General features: G+C 42.1%; 14 protein-coding genes and 2 pseudogenes. 15 read left to right on the forward strand and 1 reads right to left on the reverse strand.

Annotation, left to right across the window (positions count from 1 at the left end):
- The first annotated feature begins 1 nt into the window (after position 1).
- The 11 genes and pseudogenes from BXY_RS10215 to dinD all read left to right on the forward strand — a co-directional run bounded on the left by BXY_RS10215 (position 2) and on the right by dinD (position 15453).
- The gene (locus tag BXY_RS10215) at positions 2 to 1171 is read left to right on the forward strand and encodes a glycoside hydrolase family 130 protein (RefSeq protein ID WP_004298408.1); all 1170 of its coding nucleotides are present in this window, start codon (positions 2 to 4) and stop codon (positions 1169 to 1171) included.
- Positions 1172 to 1181: 10 nt separating this feature from the next.
- Complete coding sequence (locus BXY_RS10220) at positions 1182 to 2576, forward strand: MFS transporter (RefSeq protein WP_015531832.1); 1395 nt, start codon at positions 1182 to 1184, stop codon at positions 2574 to 2576.
- Positions 2536 to 5266: pseudogene (locus BXY_RS10225) on the forward strand (family 78 glycoside hydrolase catalytic domain). Before BXY_RS10220 ends, BXY_RS10225 begins: the two are co-directional and overlap by 41 nt.
- Before the next feature lie 2 nt (positions 5267 to 5268).
- Entirely contained in the window at positions 5269 to 6048 is a 780-nt protein-coding gene (locus tag BXY_RS10230; RefSeq protein ID WP_009038864.1) for a DUF5040 domain-containing protein, read from the forward strand.
- An 18-nt stretch (positions 6049 to 6066) separates the two neighbouring features.
- Positions 6067 to 7986 (forward strand): sialate O-acetylesterase, encoded by a 1920-nt coding sequence (locus BXY_RS10235; protein WP_009038863.1) that lies wholly within the window; start codon positions 6067 to 6069, stop codon positions 7984 to 7986.
- Between the two features lie 178 nt (positions 7987 to 8164).
- Positions 8165 to 9301, forward strand: a complete 1137-nt coding sequence (locus BXY_RS10240; RefSeq protein ID WP_004302622.1) for a GNAT family N-acetyltransferase — start codon at positions 8165 to 8167, stop codon at positions 9299 to 9301.
- A gap of 10 nt (positions 9302 to 9311) precedes the next feature.
- On the forward strand, positions 9312 to 11189 hold the full coding sequence (locus tag BXY_RS10245; protein ID WP_004302623.1) for a DNA topoisomerase IV subunit B: 1878 nt from the start codon (positions 9312 to 9314) through the stop codon (positions 11187 to 11189).
- The gene (gene coaD / locus BXY_RS10250) at positions 11186 to 11641 is read left to right on the forward strand and encodes a pantetheine-phosphate adenylyltransferase (protein WP_004311084.1); all 456 of its coding nucleotides are present in this window, start codon (positions 11186 to 11188) and stop codon (positions 11639 to 11641) included. Before BXY_RS10245 ends, coaD begins: the two co-directional genes overlap by 4 nt.
- A gap of 83 nt (positions 11642 to 11724) precedes the next feature.
- Positions 11725 to 13308 carry a S41 family peptidase gene (locus BXY_RS10255; protein ID WP_008023384.1) on the forward strand — a complete coding sequence of 528 codons (1584 nt, stop codon included), beginning with the start codon at positions 11725 to 11727 and terminating at the stop codon, positions 13306 to 13308.
- Between the two features lie 690 nt (positions 13309 to 13998).
- Positions 13999 to 14637 carry an HU family DNA-binding protein gene (locus tag BXY_RS10260; protein WP_008023386.1) on the forward strand — a complete coding sequence of 213 codons (639 nt, stop codon included), beginning with the start codon at positions 13999 to 14001 and terminating at the stop codon, positions 14635 to 14637.
- Between the two features lie 27 nt (positions 14638 to 14664).
- Positions 14665 to 15453: pseudogene (gene dinD, locus BXY_RS10265) on the forward strand (DNA damage-inducible protein D).
- A gap of 128 nt (positions 15454 to 15581) precedes the next feature.
- Here the strand turns inward: dinD and BXY_RS10270 are convergent.
- Positions 15582 to 16544 (reverse strand): glycoside hydrolase family 18 protein, encoded by a 963-nt coding sequence (locus tag BXY_RS10270; protein ID WP_008023391.1) that lies wholly within the window; start codon positions 16542 to 16544, stop codon positions 15582 to 15584.
- A gap of 273 nt (positions 16545 to 16817) precedes the next feature.
- Between BXY_RS10270 and BXY_RS10275 the strand changes: the two genes are divergently transcribed.
- The 4 genes from BXY_RS10275 (at position 16818) to BXY_RS10290 (ending at position 21412) form a co-directional block, all read left to right on the forward strand.
- The gene (locus BXY_RS10275; protein ID WP_015531837.1) at positions 16818 to 17687 is read left to right on the forward strand and encodes a helix-turn-helix domain-containing protein; all 870 of its coding nucleotides are present in this window, start codon (positions 16818 to 16820) and stop codon (positions 17685 to 17687) included.
- A gap of 211 nt (positions 17688 to 17898) precedes the next feature.
- The gene (locus BXY_RS10280; protein WP_004298481.1) at positions 17899 to 18603 is read left to right on the forward strand and encodes a succinate dehydrogenase/fumarate reductase cytochrome b subunit; all 705 of its coding nucleotides are present in this window, start codon (positions 17899 to 17901) and stop codon (positions 18601 to 18603) included.
- A gap of 37 nt (positions 18604 to 18640) precedes the next feature.
- The gene (locus BXY_RS10285) at positions 18641 to 20620 is read left to right on the forward strand and encodes a fumarate reductase/succinate dehydrogenase flavoprotein subunit (protein WP_004311072.1); all 1980 of its coding nucleotides are present in this window, start codon (positions 18641 to 18643) and stop codon (positions 20618 to 20620) included.
- A 36-nt stretch (positions 20621 to 20656) separates the two neighbouring features.
- Entirely contained in the window at positions 20657 to 21412 is a 756-nt protein-coding gene (locus tag BXY_RS10290) for a succinate dehydrogenase/fumarate reductase iron-sulfur subunit (RefSeq protein WP_004298485.1), read from the forward strand.
- Positions 21413 to 21652 lie beyond the last annotated feature (240 nt).

Genomic DNA, 21652 nt, shown 5'->3' on the forward strand with positions numbered 1-21652 from the left:
TATGAAAAGTAATAGATTAGAAGAGCTAACACAAAATTATGAAGCTCTTATCAACCGAAAAAATGAGATATGTAACAATAGCAACGGTATATATAAACGTTACTACCACCCTGTATTAACAGCAGAACATGCACCACTCATCTGGAAGTATGATTTTGATGAAAAACAAAACCCATTCATGGAAGAAAGAATTGGCATCAACGCTGTAATGAATACGGGAGCCATCAAGATCAATCATAAATACTATCTTGTGGCGCGTGTGGAAGGAGCAGACCGAAAATCATTCTTTGCAGTAGCAGAAAGTAATAGTCCCGTAGACGGATTTCGTTTTTGGGATTATCCGATAGAAATGCCGGAGACAGACATTCCTGATACCAATATGTACGATATGCGCCTGACCGCACATGAAGATGGATGGATTTATGGCATTTTTTGTGCGGAACGCAAAGATACAAACGCTCCAGCCGGTGATTTATCTTCCGCAGTAGCCGTTGCAGGTATTGCACGAACAAAAGACCTAAAAACATGGCAACGCTTGCCGGATCTGAAATCTCCGAGCCAGCAACGTAACGTAGTGCTTCATCCGGAATTTGTGAATGGGAAGTATGCCCTGTATACCCGCCCTCAAGATGGTTTTATTGACGCCGGCAATGGAGGAGGTATCGGATGGGCACTCATAGATGACATCTGTCATGCCGAAATAAAAGAGGAAAAGATCATCAATAAACGGTTTTATCATACGATCAAGGAGGTAAAAAATGGAGAAGGGCCACACCCCATTAAAACTCCACAAGGATGGTTACATTTAGCACATGGTGTAAGAGGATGCGCAGCCGGATTACGCTATGTATTATACTTATATATGACTTCTTTAGAAGATCCGACAGAAATTATAGCTGAACCTGCAGGTTATTTCATGGCCCCTATAGGAGAAGAAAGAATCGGTGATGTATCGAATGTATTATTCTCAAACGGATGGATTGAAGATGATAACGGAAAAATTTATATCTATTATGCGTCTTCGGACACCCGTCTTCATGTAGCCGAATCAACAGTAAGCCAGCTTGTAGATTATTGTCTGCACACACCAACCGACGGTTTCCGTTCTATAGAATCTGTGAAGCGGATCATTACTATGGTAAACCACAATAAACAATACCTGAAACAATAAATACATCACCATGGAAAACATAAAACTAAGAGAAAAAATCGGGTATGGATTAGGAGATGCTGCTTCTTCCATGTTTTGGAAGTTATTCACAATGTATCTGCTATTCTTCTACACAGACGTGGTAGGTATCTCTTCGGCAGTGGTAGGAACAATGTTCCTTATCACACGCATTTGGGACACTTTCCTCGATCCGTTTGTCGGAATATTAGGCGACCGGACAAACTCACGCTGGGGTAAATTCCGCCCCTACCTATTATGGGTAGCCATACCATTCGGCATCTGTGGTATACTGACCTTCTCATCTTTTGGAGATAACATGACTACCAAAATAATATTTGCCTATGCCACATATACCCTTATGATGATGGTATATTCATTAATCAATGTTCCGTACGCATCTCTATTAGGAGTAATGTCTGCCAATCCACAAGTACGCACAGAGTTCTCCTCCTACCGCATGACATTTGCTTTTGGAGGAAGTATTCTGGTACTATTCCTCATTGAGCCACTGGTTGATATATTCAGTAAAATGAAGATAACGGAAAATATACCTGACATCGCTTTCGGCTGGCAGATGGCTGCAGTCGTATTTGCGATTATGGCTAGTGGAATGTTCTTATTAACTTTTCTATGGACAAAAGAAAGAGTGCAGCCCATAAAGGAAGAAAAAGGATCACTGAAAGAAGATCTGAAAGATCTGGGCAGAAACAAACCCTGGTGGATTCTTTTATGCGCAGGAATCATGGCATTAGTGTTCAATTCTCTTCGTGACGGTTCTGCTGTATTCTATTTCAAATATTATGTAGACAGCTCCGATACATTCTCTTTCTCATTCATGAATAGTGCCATTACTCTAATCACGATCTACTTGGTATTAGGACAAGCCGCCAATATCCTCGGAATCATGTTTGTGCCGTCACTCACCAAAAGAATCGGTAAAAAGAAAACTTATTTTGTAGCAATGGTTGGCGCTACCATTCTAAGTGTTTTATTCTACTTCCTTCCTAAAGATTTTATCTGGGGAATTCTTTGTTTACAGGTCTTAATAAGTATCTGTGCGGGTATTATTTCTCCTTTATTATGGTCTATGTATGCAGATATATCAGACTATTCCGAATGGAAAACCGGAAGACGGGCAACCGGCCTGATATTCTCTTCTTCGTCCATGTCTCAAAAGTTCGGTTGGACAATCGGAGGTGCTTTGACCGGATGGCTACTGGCCTATTTCGGTTTCAAAGCAAATGTAATCCAATCCGACTTTGCTCAAACCGGCATTTGTATGATGATGAGTATCTTCCCGGCAATTGCCACCATGCTATCAGCATTCTTCATTTCACGTTATCCGTTAAATGAAAAAAGATTATATGAAATATCAACAGAACTCGAAGAGAGAAGAAAAAAGTAAATTCATCACTAACCAACTAACCAATATGGCTCATATTTCAATTCGGTCCTATTTGTATTTATTGGGTACAACCCTATTCTCATGTGCACCTCAAGAGCTAAAAACGCCATTTGAATTAAAATGTGAGAATATACCCGTTCCTGTAGGAGTAGATACTCAAACTCCCAGACTCTCCTGGAAACTTCCGCTGCTAGAGGAAGATAGTATCAACAGAGTTGAGATATGGCTATCAACAGACAGTACTCAATTATCAGGCAGACAGTCCGGTTATTGGAACAAATCCATCATAGGAGCTCCTATAAGAGTCTCCTATGATGGACAACCCTTAGATTCATATACAACGTATTATTGGAAAATAGGCTATCAAACCTCTTCCAAACAGAAAACTACATTTTCTCCAATATCCTCCTTCACGACAGGATGTTTATCACCCGACAACTGGAAAGGGAAATGGATTACTGACAAACATGACATCACATACCGTCCGGCACCCTATTATAGAAAGAGCTTCCAATTAGACAAAACAATCGAGCAAGCCTTACTCACTATTGCATCGGCAGGCCTGCATGAGCTCTCTGTCAACGGGCAACGGGCAGGAAATCATTTCCTGGACCCTATGTATACACATTTCGACAAACGTATACTATCAGTCACTCATGATGTTACGTCATTACTATCTCTGGGTGAAAATGTAATAGGAGTACAACTGGGGAACGGCTGGTATAATCATCAATCCACAGCAGTATGGTTTTTCGACAAGGCTTCATGGAGAAACCGCCCTAAATTCACAGCACAACTCCATCTGCGTTACACAGATGGAACAACAGAATATCTGGGTACTGACTCAACCTGGCAAACAACTGACAGCCCGGTTATTTTCAACAGCATCTATACAGCCGAGCATTATGATGCACAGAAAGAATTAGCAGGCTGGGACTCCCCCGGATTCAACGCTACCGGATGGTATCATGCACAAGAAACCGAATCGCCTACGGAAACGATCAAATCACAAGTTATGCATCCGATTCGTGAAACGGCCCGCTATACAGCAACTCAATGCAAAAAAATAAATGACAGCTGCTACGTCTATCATTTCCCCAAAAACATTGCAGGTGTCACCGAGCTAAAAGTGAAAGGGAAAAAAGGAACAAAACTGCGCCTGAAACATGGGGAACTTTTAGACAAAAACGGTATGGTAAACATGGCAAATATAGATTATCACTACCGGCCGACAGACGACAGCGATCCTTTTCAAACAGACATCGTCATACTTAGCGGAAAGCAAGATAGATTCATGCCCAAATTCAACTACAAAGGTTTTCAGTTTGTAGAAGTCTCATCATCTGCCCCTATTCAATTATCCGACGAAAATCTTATTGCAGTAGAAATGCACAGTGATATTCCGGCCATCGGCTACTGGTCTTCGTCATCCGATCTGCTAAACAAAATATGGAAAGCCACTAACAGTTCCTATTTAGCCAACTTGTTCGGTTACCCGACTGACTGCCCTCAACGGGAAAAAAATGGCTGGACAGGAGACGCACATATTACCATAGAAACAGGATTATACAATTTCGATGGTATCTCTATATATGAGAAATGGATGAACGACTTTTGTGATGAACAAAAAGACAACGGAATCCTCCCATGTATCATCCCAACTTCTGTATGGGGCTATGATTGGGCCAACGGGGTCGACTGGACGAGTGCTGTCGCCATTATCCCTTGGGAAATTTATCGATTTTACGGAGACACCACATTACTCCGCCGCATGTACGGACCAATCAAAAAATATGTCTCCTATATAGAATCCATATCAACCAATCATCTTACAGACTGGGGACTGGGCGACTGGGTACCTGTACGCTCAAAAAGCAATATAACCTTGACTTCCTCTATCTATTATTATACGGACGTCTGTATTCTAGCCAAAGCAGCCAGACTTTTCGGATATGCCGAAGATGCCTCCTATTATAACACGCTGGCACAAAAAATAAAAGAGGCTATCAACACCAGTTTTCTCAATAAGGAAACAGGAATATATGCAGAGGGAACACAGACAGAACTTGCCATGCCATTATACTGGGGAATCGTTCCGGAAGAAGATAAAAAGAAAGTTGCTGCCAGACTACATGAATTGGTAGAAAAAGACGATTATCATCTGGACGTCGGTTTATTAGGAAGCAAAGCCCTACTTTCCGCCATGTCAGATAACGGATATGCAGAAACAGCTTACAAAGTCGCATCACAAGACACCTATCCTTCCTGGGGGGTACTGGATCAAACAAGGTGCTACAACTCTACATGAAAATTGGCGGACAGATGTCGTTATCGACAACTCATATAACCATATTATGTTCGGAGAAATAGGAGCATGGCTATACAAAGGACTGGGAGGAATTCAGATAGATGAAAAACATCCCGGATTCAAGCATATTTTGCTAAAACCTTTCTTTCCGGCAGACATGAATGAACTTACCATACGCTATAATACTCCCTATGGCTGGTTAAATATCAACTGGGTTCGTCAAACTAATGACTGTATCCGTTATACAATCGATATTCCGGCAGGTACTTCTGCAACATTTGTTCCTTTTACAATGCCAGAACCCCAAAAATCGATAACTTTACAAGCCGGAAAACATTCACTTGAACTTGATTTTATTCACCAATTAATCAATCAACGATAACTATGTACAAAAGAATCACCTTATTCACATTCATTTGCCTGCTCGCTTTAGCAGGAATAGCCCAAAATAAAGACACTTATACCATTTTATTATCCGGAGCATCTTTTGCCGAACCTAACAATAAGTGGTTTGAAATGGGATGTCGTGCCCTTCACGCCATCCCCATCAATCGGGCTGTAAGTGCAGAATCTATTGCTCACACTGCAAATAAAATGCTGGACGGCACTCTCTATACCCCGGAAGAGTTCGATAACATTGATGTATTCGTCTTGATGCAAGTACATGAAAAAGACGTATATAACGAAGCAAACTTAAAAGAGAACTACAAGGATTATAAAACTCCTTTTGATGCTTCCGACTATGCCATTTGCTATGATTATGTCATCAAGCGCTACATATCAGACTGTTATAACCAGAAATTCAATCCAAAATCCAGATATTACAACACTCCTTATGGGAAACCTGCTTCTATTGTCTTATGTACTCATTGGCATGACAGTCGTCCGATATTCAACACTTCGGTCCGAAAACTGGCAGAAAAATGGGGATTCCCGGTAGTAGAATTCGACAGATACATCGGATTCTCCAAAAACCAGAAACATCCGGTTACAGGAAAACAATATAGCCTAATTTACACTGGGGATTCACAAGAGACTCATGGAGAAGTATTTGGATGGCATCCGCCACATGGAGAACATTCATTTATTCAACAGCGCATGGCTGCAATCTTTGCCGATACGCTTCGTAAGATATTGCTTCCCAAAGAATATATTAATGAATAATCACCAAATACTCATCGGATGAAAAAACTTCTATCATTAACAGTTTGCTTGCTATTTGTCCTATCACAAATAATGGCACAGCTTTCCGTACCTTCTTTCTTTTCAGACCACATGGTGCTGCAACGTGAGAAGCCAATCAATATATGGGGAACTGCCAGTGCCGGTGAGCGAATTAGCGTAACATTAGGAAATGCTCAAAAGAGTACCCGAACCGATAAAAATGGGAAATGGTCAGTCAGCCTACCTCCTATGCAAGCCGGTGGACCGTATACTCTAAATGTAAAAAGCCCCAAGCAGACTTTATCATTTACAGATATTTTAATCGGTGAAGTATGGATCTGTAGCGGACAGTCAAATATGGAGTTTCGTCTGCGTAGCGCTAATCATGCTACCGAAGAAGTCGCAACTGCCAATTACCCTCAAATCCGTTCATTCAACGTAATTCAAGAAATGGGACACACTCCTAAAACCAACTTAAAAGGTAAATGGGAAGTATGTTCACCCGCCTCCGCTTCTAATTTTTCAGCTGTCGGCTATTTCTTTGCGCGTGAATTATACCAAAAACTCAATATTCCTATCGGATTCATTAATTCCTCGTGGGGTGGTACGGACATTGAGACCTGGATGAGTATGGAAGTGATAGATCATTTTCCAAAATATGAAAAATCATTAGCCCGTATGCGTTCTTCTGAATTCGAAGAATACATCAAACACAGTGACAAAGTCAAAAAGGAATTTGAACAAGCCATCATAAATGAACCGGGAGAAAAAGAGAAATGGTATTCAGAAAACACCTCTACAGAAAACTGGAAAGAGCATATTGTTCCGTCATTATGGTCAAATGAAGAGTTATCCGGTATAGATGGAGTTGTATGGTTTACTTATCAGTTTTCCATACCGGCCAACTGTTTAGGACAAGATGCAGAATTGAGTCTCGGCACTATCGACGACGATGACATCACCTGGATTAACGGACACGAAGTAGGACGTACGATAGGATATGATCTGAAACGTCTATACAAGATCCCGGCAGAAGTATTAAAGGAGCAAAATACCGTCACTATTAAAATATCCGACCATCGTGGAGGAGGCGGACTATATGGCCCTAAAGATGAAGTATACCTGAAAGTTAACAACCGGATTTTCCCTTTGTGTGATAATTGGAAATATAAAGTAGCAGTATCGAGTGCACAATATGATTATGTAGAATACGGTCCTAACGCTTTTCCTTCTTTGCTATTCAACGCAATGATTCATCCGCTGGTAGGTCTGGGAATGAAAGGGGTGATCTGGTATCAGGGAGAAAACAATGCCGCTCGTGCCAACGAATACATTGATTTATTTCCGGCTTTAATTAAAGACTGGAGAAACAAATGGAATAACGAATTCCCATTCTATTGGGTTCAATTAGCCAGCTTCATGTCTCCGGCCAAGCAGCCTTCCGAGAGCCATTGGGCAAACCTGAGGGCTGCACAGTCGAAGACACTGGCCTTACCACATACAGGACAGGCCGTCATTATAGACATCGGGGAAGAAAATGACATACATCCCCGCAACAAACAAGATGTAGGTAAACGACTTGCTTTGCATGCTCTTCACAATGATTACGGATATAACTCTATTGTTTGCACCGGCCCGATATTCCAGTCGGTAAAAAGAATTGGAGATACACTGGAGATCACCTTTGACGCTTGTGAAGAGCAACTAGTAGCTCGTAATAAATATGGCTATTTATCAGGATTCGCCATTGCCGGCGCAGATGGAAAATACCAATGGGCACAGGCTAAAATCGAAAACAATAAAGTAATAGTATGGAATAAGGAAATACAGCAACCGATCTCTGTACGATATGCTTGGGGAGATAATCCCGATGATGCTAACTTATACAATGCAGCCGGTTTACCTGCTTCTCCATTCGAAGGACACATCAGCCTATAAACGGCATACGAAAAATAGAAAAAGAATACCGGAAATGAATGTATTATCATCATTTCCGGTATTCTTCATATTTACAGTCCACTCCCTAATCGTCCAGAGACTATATTTTCTCTTTCTAGCGCGTTGTAATTTAAAGATTATCACGTATCTTTGCCTCCTCAAATCATAAATACGAGATATGGCTATTACAATCAAGAAAGTCTCCACAAAGAGAGAGCTTAAGAAATTTATCCGTTTCAATTACAGAATGTACAAGGGCAACCCTTACTCTGTGCCTGACCTCTATGACGACATGCTCAACACCTTCAACAAGAAGAAAAATGCAGCATTCGAATTCTGTGAAGCTGATTATTTCCTCGCATATCGGGACGATAAAATAGTAGGACGTGTAGCTGCAATTATCAATAACCAGGCAAACAAGAAGTGGGAATGTAAAAACGTTCGTTTCGGATGGATAGACTTCATCGACGATCCCGAAGTATCATCCGCACTTATCAAAACAGTGGAAGAATGGGGAAAAGAACGGGGTATGACTCATATTGCCGGTCCTCTCGGATTTACTGATTTCGATGCGGAAGGAATGCTGATCGAAGGATTCGACCAGCTTAGCACCATGGCCACTATCTACAACTACCCGTACTATCCAATACACATGGAAAAACTGGGCTTCGAGAAAGATGCCGACTGGGTGGAATACAAAATCTACATACCGGATGCTATTCCCGACAAACATAAGCGTATCTCCGAACTGATCCAACGAAAATACAACCTTAAGATAAAGAAATATACTTCCGGAAGAAAGATAGCCAAAGACTATGGACAGAAGATTTTCGAACTGATGAACGAAGCATATAGTCCACTTTATGGTTATTCTCCGCTGACACAGCGGCAAATCGACCAATACGTGAAAATGTATCTGCCGATCCTTGACTTACGGATGGTTACACTGATTACTGATGCCAATGATGAACTAGTCTGTGTAGGTATCTCTATGCCATCTCTCGCTGAAGCTTTACAGAAATCAAACGGACGTCTGTTGCCGCTCGGATGGTTCTATCTGTTAAAGGCATTATTCATGAAACGTCGTGCCAAAATGCTTGATCTGCTACTCGTTGCAGTGAAACCGGAATATCAAAATAAAGGTGTTAACGCTTTGTTATTTTCCGATTTAATTCCAGTTTATCAAAAATTAGGTTTTATCTTTGCGGAAAGCAACCCCGAACTGGAACTGAATGGAAAAGTTCAGGCACAATGGGATTACTTTGAGACTCAACAACATAAGCGCCGCCGTGCGTTCATCAAAGAGATAAAATAAAAAAACAGCTATGGAAGAGAACGAATTGATACCTGTAGACAACAACAATGCAGTAGAGTACACTGACGACAACATCCGCCACTTGAGTGACATGGAACATGTACGCACACGCCCCGGTATGTATATCGGAAGGCTGGGCGACGGTGCACATGCCGAAGATGGAATCTATGTCCTCCTGAAAGAAGTAATTGACAACAGTATTGACGAGTTCAAAATGCAAGCCGGTAAGAAAATCGAGATTACCGTTGAAGAAAACCTTCGTGTCAGTGTACGCGACTACGGACGAGGCATCCCACAGGGAAAACTCATCGAGGCTGTCAGCATGCTGAATACCGGTGGTAAATACGACAGCAAGGCATTTAAGAAAAGTGTCGGACTGAATGGTGTCGGTGTGAAAGCCGTCAACGCTTTAAGCTCCCGTTTCGAGGTACGCAGTTACCGCGACGGCAAAGTGCGTATCGCCACTTTCTCAAAAGGAAACTTACTGACCGATGAGACAAAGAATACCGAAGAAGAAAACGGAACTTACATCTTCTTTGAACCGGATAATACACTATTCCTGAATTACTGTTTCAAGCCCGAATTTATTGAGACAATGCTACGTAACTACACGTATCTCAATACGGGGCTTGCTATCATCTATAACGGACACCGTATCTTGTCGCGCAACGGTCTGGTAGACCTTTTGAACGACAACATGACGGCAACCGGGCTTTACCCGATCATCCACCTGAAAGGGGAAGACATCGAAATCGCCTTCACGCATACCGGACAATACGGAGAAGAATATTATTCTTTCGTCAACGGTCAGCATACTACCCAAGGTGGTACGCATCAAAGTGCCTTCAAAGAACACATTGCCCGTACCATCAAAGAGTTCTTCAACAAGAACATGGACTACACCGATATCCGTAATGGATTGGTTGCCGCCATTGCCGTCAATGTGGAAGAACCGATCTTCGAAAGTCAGACGAAAACTAAACTGGGTTCTACCAATATGGTTCCCGGTGGCGTAACGGTCAATAAGTATGTAGGCGACTTTATCAAACAGGAAGTGGACAACTTCCTGCACAAGAATGCGGACATAGCCGAAGCAATTCAACAAAAGATACAAGAATCTGAAAAGGAGCGTAAAGCCATTGCAGGGGTAACGAAACTTGCCCGTGAACGTGCCAAGAAAGCCAACCTGCACAACCGCAAACTACGTGACTGCCGCATACACCTCAACGATCCGAAAGGCAAAGGACTGGAGGAAGACTCCTGCATCTTTATCACCGAGGGAGACTCTGCAAGCGGTTCCATCACCAAAAGTCGTGATGTCAACACCCAAGCAGTATTCAGTCTCCGTGGTAAACCATTGAACTCTTTCGGACTGACCAAAAAAGTGGTTTACGAGAACGAGGAATTCAACCTGCTTCAAGCAGCCCTGAATATAGAAGATGGTATTGAAGGATTACGCTACAACAAAGTAATCGTAGCAACCGATGCCGATGTGGACGGTATGCACATCCGCCTGTTGCTGATTACTTTCTTCCTGCAATTCTTCCCTGATCTCATCAAGAAAGGACATGTATATATCCTGCAGACGCCTTTGTTCCGTGTACGCAACAAGAAAAAGACAAATTACTGCTACAGCGAGGAAGAACGCATCAATGCTATCAATGAACTAGGACCGAATCCGGAGATCACCCGATTTAAAGGTTTGGGAGAAATCTCACCGGATGAGTTCAAACATTTCATTGGTAAAGATATGCGTCTGGAGCAGGTGACACTGCGCAAAACGGATGCGGTAAAAGAACTACTCGAATTCTACATGGGCAAAAATACCATGGAACGACAGAACTTTATTATAGACAATCTGGTTATAGAAGAAGACTTGGCATCATGAGAAAAGCAATATTCCCGGGTACTTTTGACCCCTTCACCATCGGACATTATTCGGTAGTGGAACGTGCACTCACCTTTATGGACGAAATCGTGATAGGAATCGGTATCAATGAGAACAAGAATACATACTTTCCCATTGAGAAAAGAGAGGAAATGATTCGGGAGCTTTACAAGGATGAGCCTCGTATAAAAGTGATGTCCTACGACTGTCTGACCATTGATTTTGCGCAGGAAGTAGGGGCCAGGTTTATTGTCCGCGGTATCCGTACAGTGAAAGATTTCGAGTATGAAGAAACGATTGCGGACATCAACCGCAAACTGGCAGGCATTGAAACCATCCTGCTCTTCACAGAACCGGAACTGACTTGCGTCAGCTCGACGATTGTACGCGAATTATTGACTTATAATAAAGATATCAGCCAGTTTATTCCCAAAGGAATGAGGATAAGTTGAAAGTTGAGAATGGAGAGTTGAGAAGGATGCAGGCGTATCTGTACCCGGTTGTTAATACTCGGCTATTAATATAAAGTAAGATTATGAATAAGATTAAAATATACGTCCTTTTGGCTTGCCTGTGGGCAGTATCAGCCTTACAGGCCCAAAATTTCGGTTCTGAAGCCATGCGCAAGCTACAAATGGCAGAGTTCGCAATCTCCCATTTCTATGTAGACAAAGTAGATGAAGACAAGTTGGTGGAAGAAGCCATCATCAAGATGCTGGCACAACTCGACCCGCACTCTACTTACTCGGACGCAGAAGAAGTGAAGAAAATGAACGAACCTCTTCAAGGTAACTTCGAAGGTATTGGAGTTCAGTTTCAGATGATTGAAGATACCCTGTTAGTAGTGCAACCCGTCAGCAACGGACCTTCCGAAAAAGTCGGCATCCTTGCCGGTGACCGTATTGTTGCGGTCAATGACAGCGCCATTGCCGGAGTGAAAATGAGTACGGAAGATATTATGAAGCGTCTTCGTGGTCCGAAAGGTTCTAAAGTCAACCTGACTATCGTTCGTCGTGGCGTGCAAGATCCTTTATTGTTCACAGTGAAAAGAGATAAAATACCTATCCTTAGCCTCGATGCTTCTTACATGATTCAGCCTAAAACAGGTTATATCCGCATCAACCGCTTCGGAGCAACCACTGCCGAAGAATTCAAGAAAGCAATGACAAGCCTTCAGAAACAAGGTATGAAGGACCTGATTCTCGACCTGCAAGGAAACGGAGGAGGTTACCTGAATGCAGCCATCGACCTTGCCAACGAATTCCTGGGGCAAAAAGAATTGATTGTCTACACGGAAGGACGGACTGCCAAACGCAGTGATTTCTACGCCAAAGGAAACGGAGATTTCCGTAATGGACGCCTTATCATCCTGGTAGATGAATATACGGCTTCCGCCAGCGAAATTGTCAGCGGTGCAGTGCAGGATTGGGATAGAGGAATTATCGTAGGACGCCGTTCTTTCGGCAAAGGATTGGTGCAACGTCCTATCGACCTGCCGGACGGTTCCATGATTCGTTTGACTATTGCGCGCTATTATACTCCATCGGGACGTTCCATCCAGAAACCGTACGACAGTACTGTCGATTACAACAAGGATCTGATAGAACGTTTCAACCACGGTGAACTGATGAATGCTGACAGTATTCACTTCCCGGATTCACTGAAAGTACAAACCAAGAAGCTAGGACGCACTGTTTATGGCGGAGGGGGTATCATGCCGGATTATTTCGTACCTATCGATACTACTCTTTATACGGATTATCACCGTAATCTGGTGGCTAAAGGAGCTGTGATTAAATTCACCATGCAGTTTATCGAAGGGCACCGGAAAGAGTTGAAAAACAAATACAAGAAATTCGAATCGTTTGATGAGAAGTTCGTCGTTGATGATAATATGCTCGCCACTTTAAAAGAAATAGGAGAGAAAGAAGGAGTGAAATTTAATGAAGAACAATATCAGAAGTCGCTCCCTCTCATCAAAACACAGCTTAAAGCACTGATAGCCCGTGACCTTTGGGATATGAACGAATATTTCCGGGTAATGAATACCACCAATGAGAGTATACAAAAGGCGCTGGAGATACTGAATTCGGATGAGTATCAGAAGAAGCTGAAATAAGGTATTCAGTAAACAATCATAAGACATCATTTTTCAGTTCGGTGGACATATATACTCACTATAGTGAAAAAATATCTATCATAAGTATCATTCATTTTGATACTCTTCTCATTATCAAAGAAATAAGTATGACAGATAGCTTTTAAAAAAGGTATCTATCATACTTTTACCAGCAAAAACAGGTTATCTATCATCTACAAAATAGCCGAATAAAGGCCCTATATGCATAAGATAGCTTGTTTTTGTTGAATAGTTTAATTCTCCCCTGCCCTATATCTATCAGATAGAACAAGGCGTATAAATACCTCAAACAAGCAGAGATAGTTTGCTTTTCTCCCTGATATAGTTTATCTTTGTTACCGATATAGTTCATTCTTCATGGCCGTGGCGAATTCCTACCACGGCCGTGGAAAGATACTACCACAGCCATGAAGAGATCTCTCCACGGCCGTGGGAAACTAATGATAAAGGCACCGGAAGACAACTATCCCTATGCCTTAGTCCAAGAATAAAGGCAGGATAACTTATAAAAGCCGCTTGATAACAAACAAACAACAGCTATATAACACCCTCCCCCTAAGTCCGAAGATGATCGATTAGCTTTGCAACAACAGAAAACAATGTCCTTATAGGCTTGCAACGGTAAATTAAAGGTACGTAGTAATGTATAAGGCAAAAAACAAATAAATAATGGCAATACAATTTGAATTGTACAAGACTCCCCGTCCCAAGGATGAGGAAGACAAAGAAGTGTATCACGCACGTGTAGTCAACTTCCAACACATTGACACAGACTATTTGGCAAAAGAAATCCAGATAGCAACTTCTCTAACTGAAGGGGATGTAAAGTCAGTTCTCGAATCCCTAAGTCATTTTATGGGGGATCGTCTTCGGGAAGGACAAAGCGTCCATCTGGATGGCATCGGTTATTTCCAGATAAAGCTGAATAGTCAAGAACCTATCACTTCGCCCAAACTAAAAGCGAATCAGATAAAACTCAAAGCCAATATCAGCTTTAAAGCGGATGCCAAACTAAAAAGGTCAGTCAGTGTTGTTCATGTGGAGCGAAGTAAACTGAAACCCCATTCGGCTGTCCTTTCAAATGACGAGATAGACAAATTGCTGACAAACTACTTCAAGAGCAACCCTGTATTAACCCGTCGCGACTTTCAAGGATTGTGCGGCTTTGCCCCTACCACTGCCGCACGGCAAATCAAACGGCTGAAAGAGGAGGAGAAGAAGTTGAAGAATATCAATACTTATTATAATCCGATTTATGTGCCGATGCCAGGATATTATGGCAAGGCAGAGATAAAGACAGATGAATAAAAGGAACCAACATAATACAGAAATAAAATGAAATCAGAAGAAATAAAAGAGCTATTTAAGCAGTTTGAGAGCATTGTTTGCGAATACAACAAAGTGGAATGTTGGAGTGCGAGAGAACTTTATCCATTGTTAGGATATTCTCAATGGCGTAACTTCCTGTCTATCATATAGAAAGCAAAAGATACATGTAAAAATGCCGGAGAAAATATTGCATACCATTTTGCTGACGTCAGCAAAATGGTTATATTAGGTTCAGGCGCTGAAAGAGAAGTAGATAACATCTTTCTGACCCGTTATGCCTGCTATCTGGTAGCACAAAATGGAGATTCTCGAAAGCAAGAAATTGCCTTTGCTCAAAACTACTTTGCAATACAAACGCGCCGTGCAGAATTAGTAGAGCAACGTTTAATAGAATATGAACGTGTCCAAGCACGTACCAAACTAGCCGAGACAGAGAAACTTCTCTCGGGTGTTTTATATGAAAGAGGAGTTGACAATCAAGGATTCGCCATTATACGTTCCAAAGGAGATAAAGCACTGTTTCACATGGACACCAAAATGCTAAAACGTAAACTTGACGTACCTGATAGTCGACCATTGGCTGATTTTCTTCCGACCATCAGCATAAAAGCCAAAGACTTTGCCGCAGAAATGACCTCTGTGAATGTTCAGCAAAAAGACCTATACGGACAAACTGCCATTGAAAATGAACATGTTGACAATAATGTCGCAGTCAGAGATATGCTTGTTGGTAGAGGCATATTTCCTGAACAAATTCCTGCAAATGAAGATATTGCGGCAGGGGTATTTCTCTAAAGAAAAACGTTTTAACACATTCTTTATAAATCTGATTTATAATAAAGGAGGGGAGGAACCTATTAAAACAGAGCCTGTTAGGCAGCATCTATAAAAAGGATTTACAAGCAGCAGTCGTGCAAACTAAGTCATTCCCTCAATTCTTCAGTCATTGTTTTTAGTAATGACCTGCTGTCACTTAACGGCAAATCCGTAGCTAAATCCCAACTCATCATACCTTTCAGCTTCTGTTCCTTTGCATAACGGGTTTTGATACGAATGTTATCCTGACCGTCAAACACATAAGTATCTCCCTGATAGATCACTTCATTCTGTGCAGGACTCGTAACCAATCCATTCTGTACAAAATTGAAATAAGCCTCTGTCTTCTTTGAATTATCTTTGGTCACCCCATAAAAAGGAACTCCTGCCACCAGTTTTTCCTTCGGAATACCATACTCCAATACCATCTGTATATCCGAACAATATTTCTCTATCGGAAAGCGAACCGGTGAAGGACCATAGCACTGAAGTGAAATAAAATCAACTGCTTCAATAGCTTCCTTACTAATCTTATAACAAACAGGATGCAGAGATACACTGAAAAGATACTTGTCTCCCAACACTTCACGCATCTTCAGGATAGCCAAACTATAATCTTTATATTCTTTCTCATTTTCCGCCCACTCAAAATCAAGATCAATGCCATCCAGTTTATTCTTTTCCAGTACAGTCTTTATGTTCTTTGCAAACGTCGTACGAGCGGCCTCATCGGCCACCATCGCTTTCCATTCGCCACTGGAAGCACCCAAACGTATTTTCACTTTTGTACCTTTTACTTTTGCACGAACCGATTTAATCAAACCTTCCCAAGTGGTCACCCCTTTTCCCTGAAATACACGTGGATTCTCAAATGACAATGATCCGTCTTTATTAGGATGAACATTCAAGAAAATAAGGTCGTTACTTGCCCGCAAGCTTTCTGTAGAAATACGACCACGGTTGTAAAAATTACCCCGCACATAAGAACTGACCATATAGTCTTGTTGTGCAAACAATGATAATCCAACAAACACAAAAAGGAAGAATACAATTTTTCTTAGCATTAGCATAATGATTGATAATTAAAACGTTTAGATCGCAAAAATACGCATATCAAAAGCAAACAGATGTTCAAAAACAACTATAATACTTCCAAAAATCAACATAAAGTTTTCTATTCAGAAATTTAAAACAGATAAATATTGAATTCTTTAACATCATCCAAAGGGATAAGAATAATATTTGCAGGTTTCTACTAAAACATAAATAAAAGAAAGAGTTCCATTTTCCGCAAAAAAAGCCTATCTTTGTTCCGTTAAGATAATAAATCACGCATAAAACTCATGCCAGGAGATTCATTTTGCATACAATATACCAACTGTACGGGATGTCCAAAAAATGTTGAGAATATCCTTGTATATAGAAACTTACCTAAAGGAGAGCATATCCCCAAGGATAAGTGTACGCAGAATTGTATGCTTTTTATGATAAAGGGCGAATTACTTATCAATAGCGAAGAGCATCCCGGAATAACGTTACGCGAGAGACAAATTGTTTTGCAAGCTATTGGCTCCAAGGTCGAAATACTGGCACTGACAGATGTTGAATACGTTGTCTACTGGTTCAACGAACTGCCTTTGCTTTGCGAAGACCGATATAGGGAAATGATGGAACAGGCGGAAGCTCCTTTGACCTACACTCCACTGATTATGAGCGAAAGGCTTTACCACCTTGTCACCAGTATGCCCGAATTCCTCGCTGAAGAAAACCCTTGCAGCAAGTATATCGACTTAAAATGCAAAGAATTGGTTTTCTTGATTACCAACTTCTATCCGCTGCCCCAACTGGGTTCATTCTTCTATCCGATCAGCACTTATACGGAAAGTTTCCACTATTTCGTCATGCAGAATTACAGCAACGTGAAGAACGTGGAAGAATTTGCGCATCTGGGAGGATATACGACCACTACTTTCCGCCGACTTTTCAAAAACCTCTATGGTGTGCCCGTATACGAATGGATACTGGAAAAGAAACGGGAAGGAATCCTGGAAGACCTGCAACACACCAAAATGCGAATCACTGAAATCTGTAACAGATACGGATTCGACTCCCTGTCGCATTTCGCACACTTCTGTAAAGACTCTTTTGGCGATACCCCACGCGCTTTACGCAAAAAAGCAGCCGGTGGTGAGAAAATCGGAAAGGTACAATAAACAGTCCCATCCTACTAATGTGCCAATCAGTTGCACCATGCGCGCATACTGGCTGGCATATTGACACATTGGCGCATTGATCCATTATTAAAGAATTATTTCTTTAATTCCTTGCTCAATCAATCTATTTCCCCTATTTTTGCAGTCCGTAAGAGGTGTAAAACGTCGAAATTTTAGTTCTAACAATTAAATAATTTAAATTCAATCATTTATGTGGTTAAGTAATTCATCTGTAGGAAGGAAAGTGGTGATGAGCGTTACCGGTATCGCCCTTGTCCTGTTTCTAACATTTCACATGGCGATGAACTTGGTTGCAATCATCTCGGCTGATGGTTACAACATGATTTGTGAGTTCCTGGGAGCAAACTGGTATGCGTTAGTGGCTACCGCAGGACTAGCCGCTCTTTTTGTGATTCACATCATCTACGCATTCTGGCTGACAATGCAGAATCGCAAAGCGCGTGGTAGCGAACGCTATGCAGTGGTTGACAAACCAAAAACTGTAGAATGGGCATCTCAAAACATGTTGGTGCTGGGTCTGATCGTTATCGTAGGTCTTGGTTTGCACCTCTTCAACTTCTGGGCAAAAATGCAGTTGCCGGAACTGATGCACAACATGGGCATGCACGCTGATACACTGACGCTGGCTTATGCCGCTAACGGTGCTTATCACATCCAGCAGACTTTCTCTAGCCCGGTTTACGTAGTTCTTTACCTCGTTTGGCTGTTTGCTTTGTGGTTCCACCTGACTCACGGTTTCTGGAGCTCTATGCAATCACTGGGATGGAACAACAAAGTATGGATCAATCGTTGGAAATGTATTTCTAACATCTATTCTACGATTGTTGTACTCGGTTTCGCACTGGTAGTAGTGGTATTCTTCGTGAAAACACTGATTTGTGGCGGTGCTTGCTAAATAGTAAATTGTAAATGATTAAATTGTAAATAATATTATGATCAAGATAGATTCAAAAATTCCAGAAGGCCCGGTGGCTGAGAAATGGACCAACTATAAAGCTCACCAGAAATTGGTGAACCCCGCTAATAAACGTCGTTTGGACATCATCGTTGTGGGTACGGGTCTGGCAGGTGCTTCTGCCGCTGCTTCACTTGGTGAAATGGGTTTCAGAGTATTCAATTTCTGTATTCAGGATTCTCCCCGTCGTGCACACTCTATCGCTGCACAGGGTGGTATCAATGCTGCAAAGAATTATCAAAATGATGGTGACTCGGTTTACCGTCTGTTCTACGATACTGTAAAAGGTGGCGACTATCGTGCCCGTGAAGCAAACGTATATCGTTTGGCTGAAGTGTCTAACGCTATCATCGACCAATGTGTAGCGCAAGGTGTTCCTTTCGCTCGCGAATATGGCGGTACGCTGGACAACCGTTCTTTCGGTGGCGCACAGGTATCTCGTACTTTCTACGCTAAAGGCCAGACTGGTCAGCAGTTGCTACTGGGTGCTTACTCTGCATTGAGCCGTCAGGTAAACGTAGGTACTGTTAAACTGTATACCCGCTATGAAATGCAGGATGTTGTCATCGTTGACGGACGTGCCCGCGGTATCATCGCAAAAAATCTTGTAACAGGCGAATTGGAACGTTTCGCCGCTCACGCTGTAGTAATCGCTACCGGTGGTTATGGTAACGCTTACTTCCTGTCTACTAACGCTATGGGTTGTAACTGTACAGCTGCTATCTCTTGCTACCGCAAGGGTGCTGTATTCGCAAATCCTGCATACGTTCAGATTCATCCGACTTGTATTCCGGTACATGGTGACAAGCAGTCTAAGCTGACTTTGATGTCTGAATCTCTCCGTAACGACGGTCGTATCTGGGTTCCGAAGAAGAAAGAAGATGCTGTAAAACTCCAGAAAGGCGAAATCAAAGGAAGTGATATTCCGGAAGAAGACCGCGACTATTACTTGGAACGCCGCTATCCGGCATTCGGTAACCTGGTTCCGCGTGACGTTGCCAGCCGTGCCGCTAAAGAACGTTGCGACGCTGGTTTCGGTGTAAACAACACAGGTTTGGCCGTATTCCTCGACTTCTCTGAAGCTATCAACCGTTTAGGTATCGACGTTGTTCTTCAACGTTATGGTAACCTCTTCGATATGTATGAAGAAATCACTGACGTTAATCCGGGAGAACTGGCAAAAGAAATTAATGGCGTAAAGTATTATAATCCGATGATGATTTATCCGGCTATCCACTATACAATGGGTGGTATCTGGGTAGACTACGAACTGCAAACCACTATCAAGGGTCTGTTCGCTATCGGTGAATGTAACTTCTCCGACCACGGTGCAAACCGCCTCGGTGCTTCTGCATTGATGCAAGGTTTGGCTGACGGTTACTTCGTATTGCCTTACACTATCCAGAACTATCTGGCAGACCAGATCACTGTTCCTCGTTTCTCTACCGATCTTCCTGAATTCGCTGAAGCTGAAAAAGCTGTTCAAGCTAAGATCGACAAGTTCATGAGCATCCAGGGTAAAGAATCTGTTGATTCTATCCACAAGAAACTGGGTCATGTCATGTGGGAATATGTAGGTATGGGACGTACAGCAGAAGGCCTGAAGAAAGGTATCGCCGAACTGAAAGAAATCCGCAAGGAATTCGAAACGAACTTGTTTATCCCCGGTTCTAAGGAAGGTATGAACGTAGAGCTTGACAAAGCAATCCGTCTGTACGACTTCATCACTATGGGTGAGCTTGTTGCTTACGATGCATTGAACCGTAACGAAAGTTGTGGTGGTCACTTCCGTGAAGAATACCAGACTGAAGAAGGAGAAGCAAAACGTGATGACGAAAACTTCTTCTATGTAGCATGCTGGGAATATCAAGGTGATGATGAAAAGGCTCCGGTATTGCACAAAGAACCGCTGGTATACGAAGCTATCAAGGTTCAGACTCGTAACTACAAGAGCTAATCGGTGAAGTTAAACATTTAAAAGAATTAGAAGAAAATGGATAAAAATATATCATTTACACTGAAGGTATGGCGCCAAGCTGGTCCGAAAGCTAAAGGTGCTTTTGAAACCTACCAAATGAAAGATATCCCCGGTGATACTTCCTTCCTCGAAATGCTGGATATTCTGAACGAACAGCTCATCAGCGAAAGAAAAGAACCGGTAGTATTCGATCATGACTGCCGCGAAGGTATCTGCGGTATGTGTTCTCTTTACATCAACGGACACCCGCACGGTCCTGCAACAGGTGCTACTACTTGCCAAATCTATATGCGTCGTTTCAACGACGGCGATACCATCACTGTTGAACCTTGGCGTTCGGCTGGTTTCCCTGTCATCAAAGACTTGATGGTAGACCGTACTGCATACGACAAGATTATGCAAGCTGGTGGTTATGTAAGCGTACGCACAGGTGCTCCGCAGGATGCTAACGCTATCCTGATCGCGAAACCTATCGCTGACGAAGCTATGGATGCTGCTTCTTGTATCGGTTGCGGTGCTTGTGTAGCTGCATGTAAGAATGGTTCTGCTATGTTGTTCGTTTCTGCAAAAGTTAGCCAGTTGAACTTGCTGCCGCAAGGTAAACCGGAAGCTTTGCGTCGGGCAAAAGCTATGTTGTCAAAGATGGACGAACTGGGATTCGGTAACTGTACAAACACTCGTGCTTGTGAAGCTGAATGTCCGAAGAATATTTCTATCAGCAACATCGCTCGCTTGAACCGCGACTTCATCATCGCAAAATTAAAAGACTAGAAATTGCTAGATTTCAATAGCGAGAGCTTAATTTGATTAATGACAGAATCCCCTGCCGGCTAGTTCGACAGGGGATTTCTTTATATATGAGTAGATCACAATTATTATTAATACGGATCAGTAACATGAACTTTTAATTCATAAGTTTCACCGATTTCACCTTATAGCCAAAACTGTTATGAATGAGAGAATTACGGGTGAAAGCGAGGACTGAAATAAGGTAAAATCATTCGTTACCGC

The sequence above is a fragment of the Bacteroides xylanisolvens XB1A genome, from assembly GCF_000210075.1.
Lineage (GTDB): Bacteria > Bacteroidota > Bacteroidia > Bacteroidales > Bacteroidaceae > Bacteroides > Bacteroides xylanisolvens.

Coding starts and splice junctions, on each gene's coding strand:
- BXY_RS10215 (WP_004298408.1), top strand. CDS start 2: ATGAAAAGTAATAGATTAGAAGAGCTAACACAAAATTATGAAGCTCTT.
- BXY_RS10220 (WP_015531832.1), top strand. CDS start 1,182: ATGGAAAACATAAAACTAAGAGAAAAAATCGGGTATGGATTAGGAGAT.
- BXY_RS10230 (WP_009038864.1), top strand. CDS start 5,269: ATGTACAAAAGAATCACCTTATTCACATTCATTTGCCTGCTCGCTTTA.
- BXY_RS10235 (WP_009038863.1), top strand. CDS start 6,067: ATGAAAAAACTTCTATCATTAACAGTTTGCTTGCTATTTGTCCTATCA.
- BXY_RS10240 (WP_004302622.1), top strand. CDS start 8,165: ATGGCTATTACAATCAAGAAAGTCTCCACAAAGAGAGAGCTTAAGAAA.
- BXY_RS10245 (WP_004302623.1), top strand. CDS start 9,312: ATGGAAGAGAACGAATTGATACCTGTAGACAACAACAATGCAGTAGAG.
- coaD (WP_004311084.1), top strand. CDS start 11,186: ATGAGAAAAGCAATATTCCCGGGTACTTTTGACCCCTTCACCATCGGA.
- BXY_RS10255 (WP_008023384.1), top strand. CDS start 11,725: ATGAATAAGATTAAAATATACGTCCTTTTGGCTTGCCTGTGGGCAGTA.
- BXY_RS10260 (WP_008023386.1), top strand. CDS start 13,999: ATGGCAATACAATTTGAATTGTACAAGACTCCCCGTCCCAAGGATGAG.
- BXY_RS10270 (WP_008023391.1), bottom strand. CDS start 16,544: ATGCTAATGCTAAGAAAAATTGTATTCTTCCTTTTTGTGTTTGTTGGA.
- BXY_RS10275 (WP_015531837.1), top strand. CDS start 16,818: ATGCCAGGAGATTCATTTTGCATACAATATACCAACTGTACGGGATGT.
- BXY_RS10280 (WP_004298481.1), top strand. CDS start 17,899: ATGTGGTTAAGTAATTCATCTGTAGGAAGGAAAGTGGTGATGAGCGTT.
- BXY_RS10285 (WP_004311072.1), top strand. CDS start 18,641: ATGATCAAGATAGATTCAAAAATTCCAGAAGGCCCGGTGGCTGAGAAA.
- BXY_RS10290 (WP_004298485.1), top strand. CDS start 20,657: ATGGATAAAAATATATCATTTACACTGAAGGTATGGCGCCAAGCTGGT.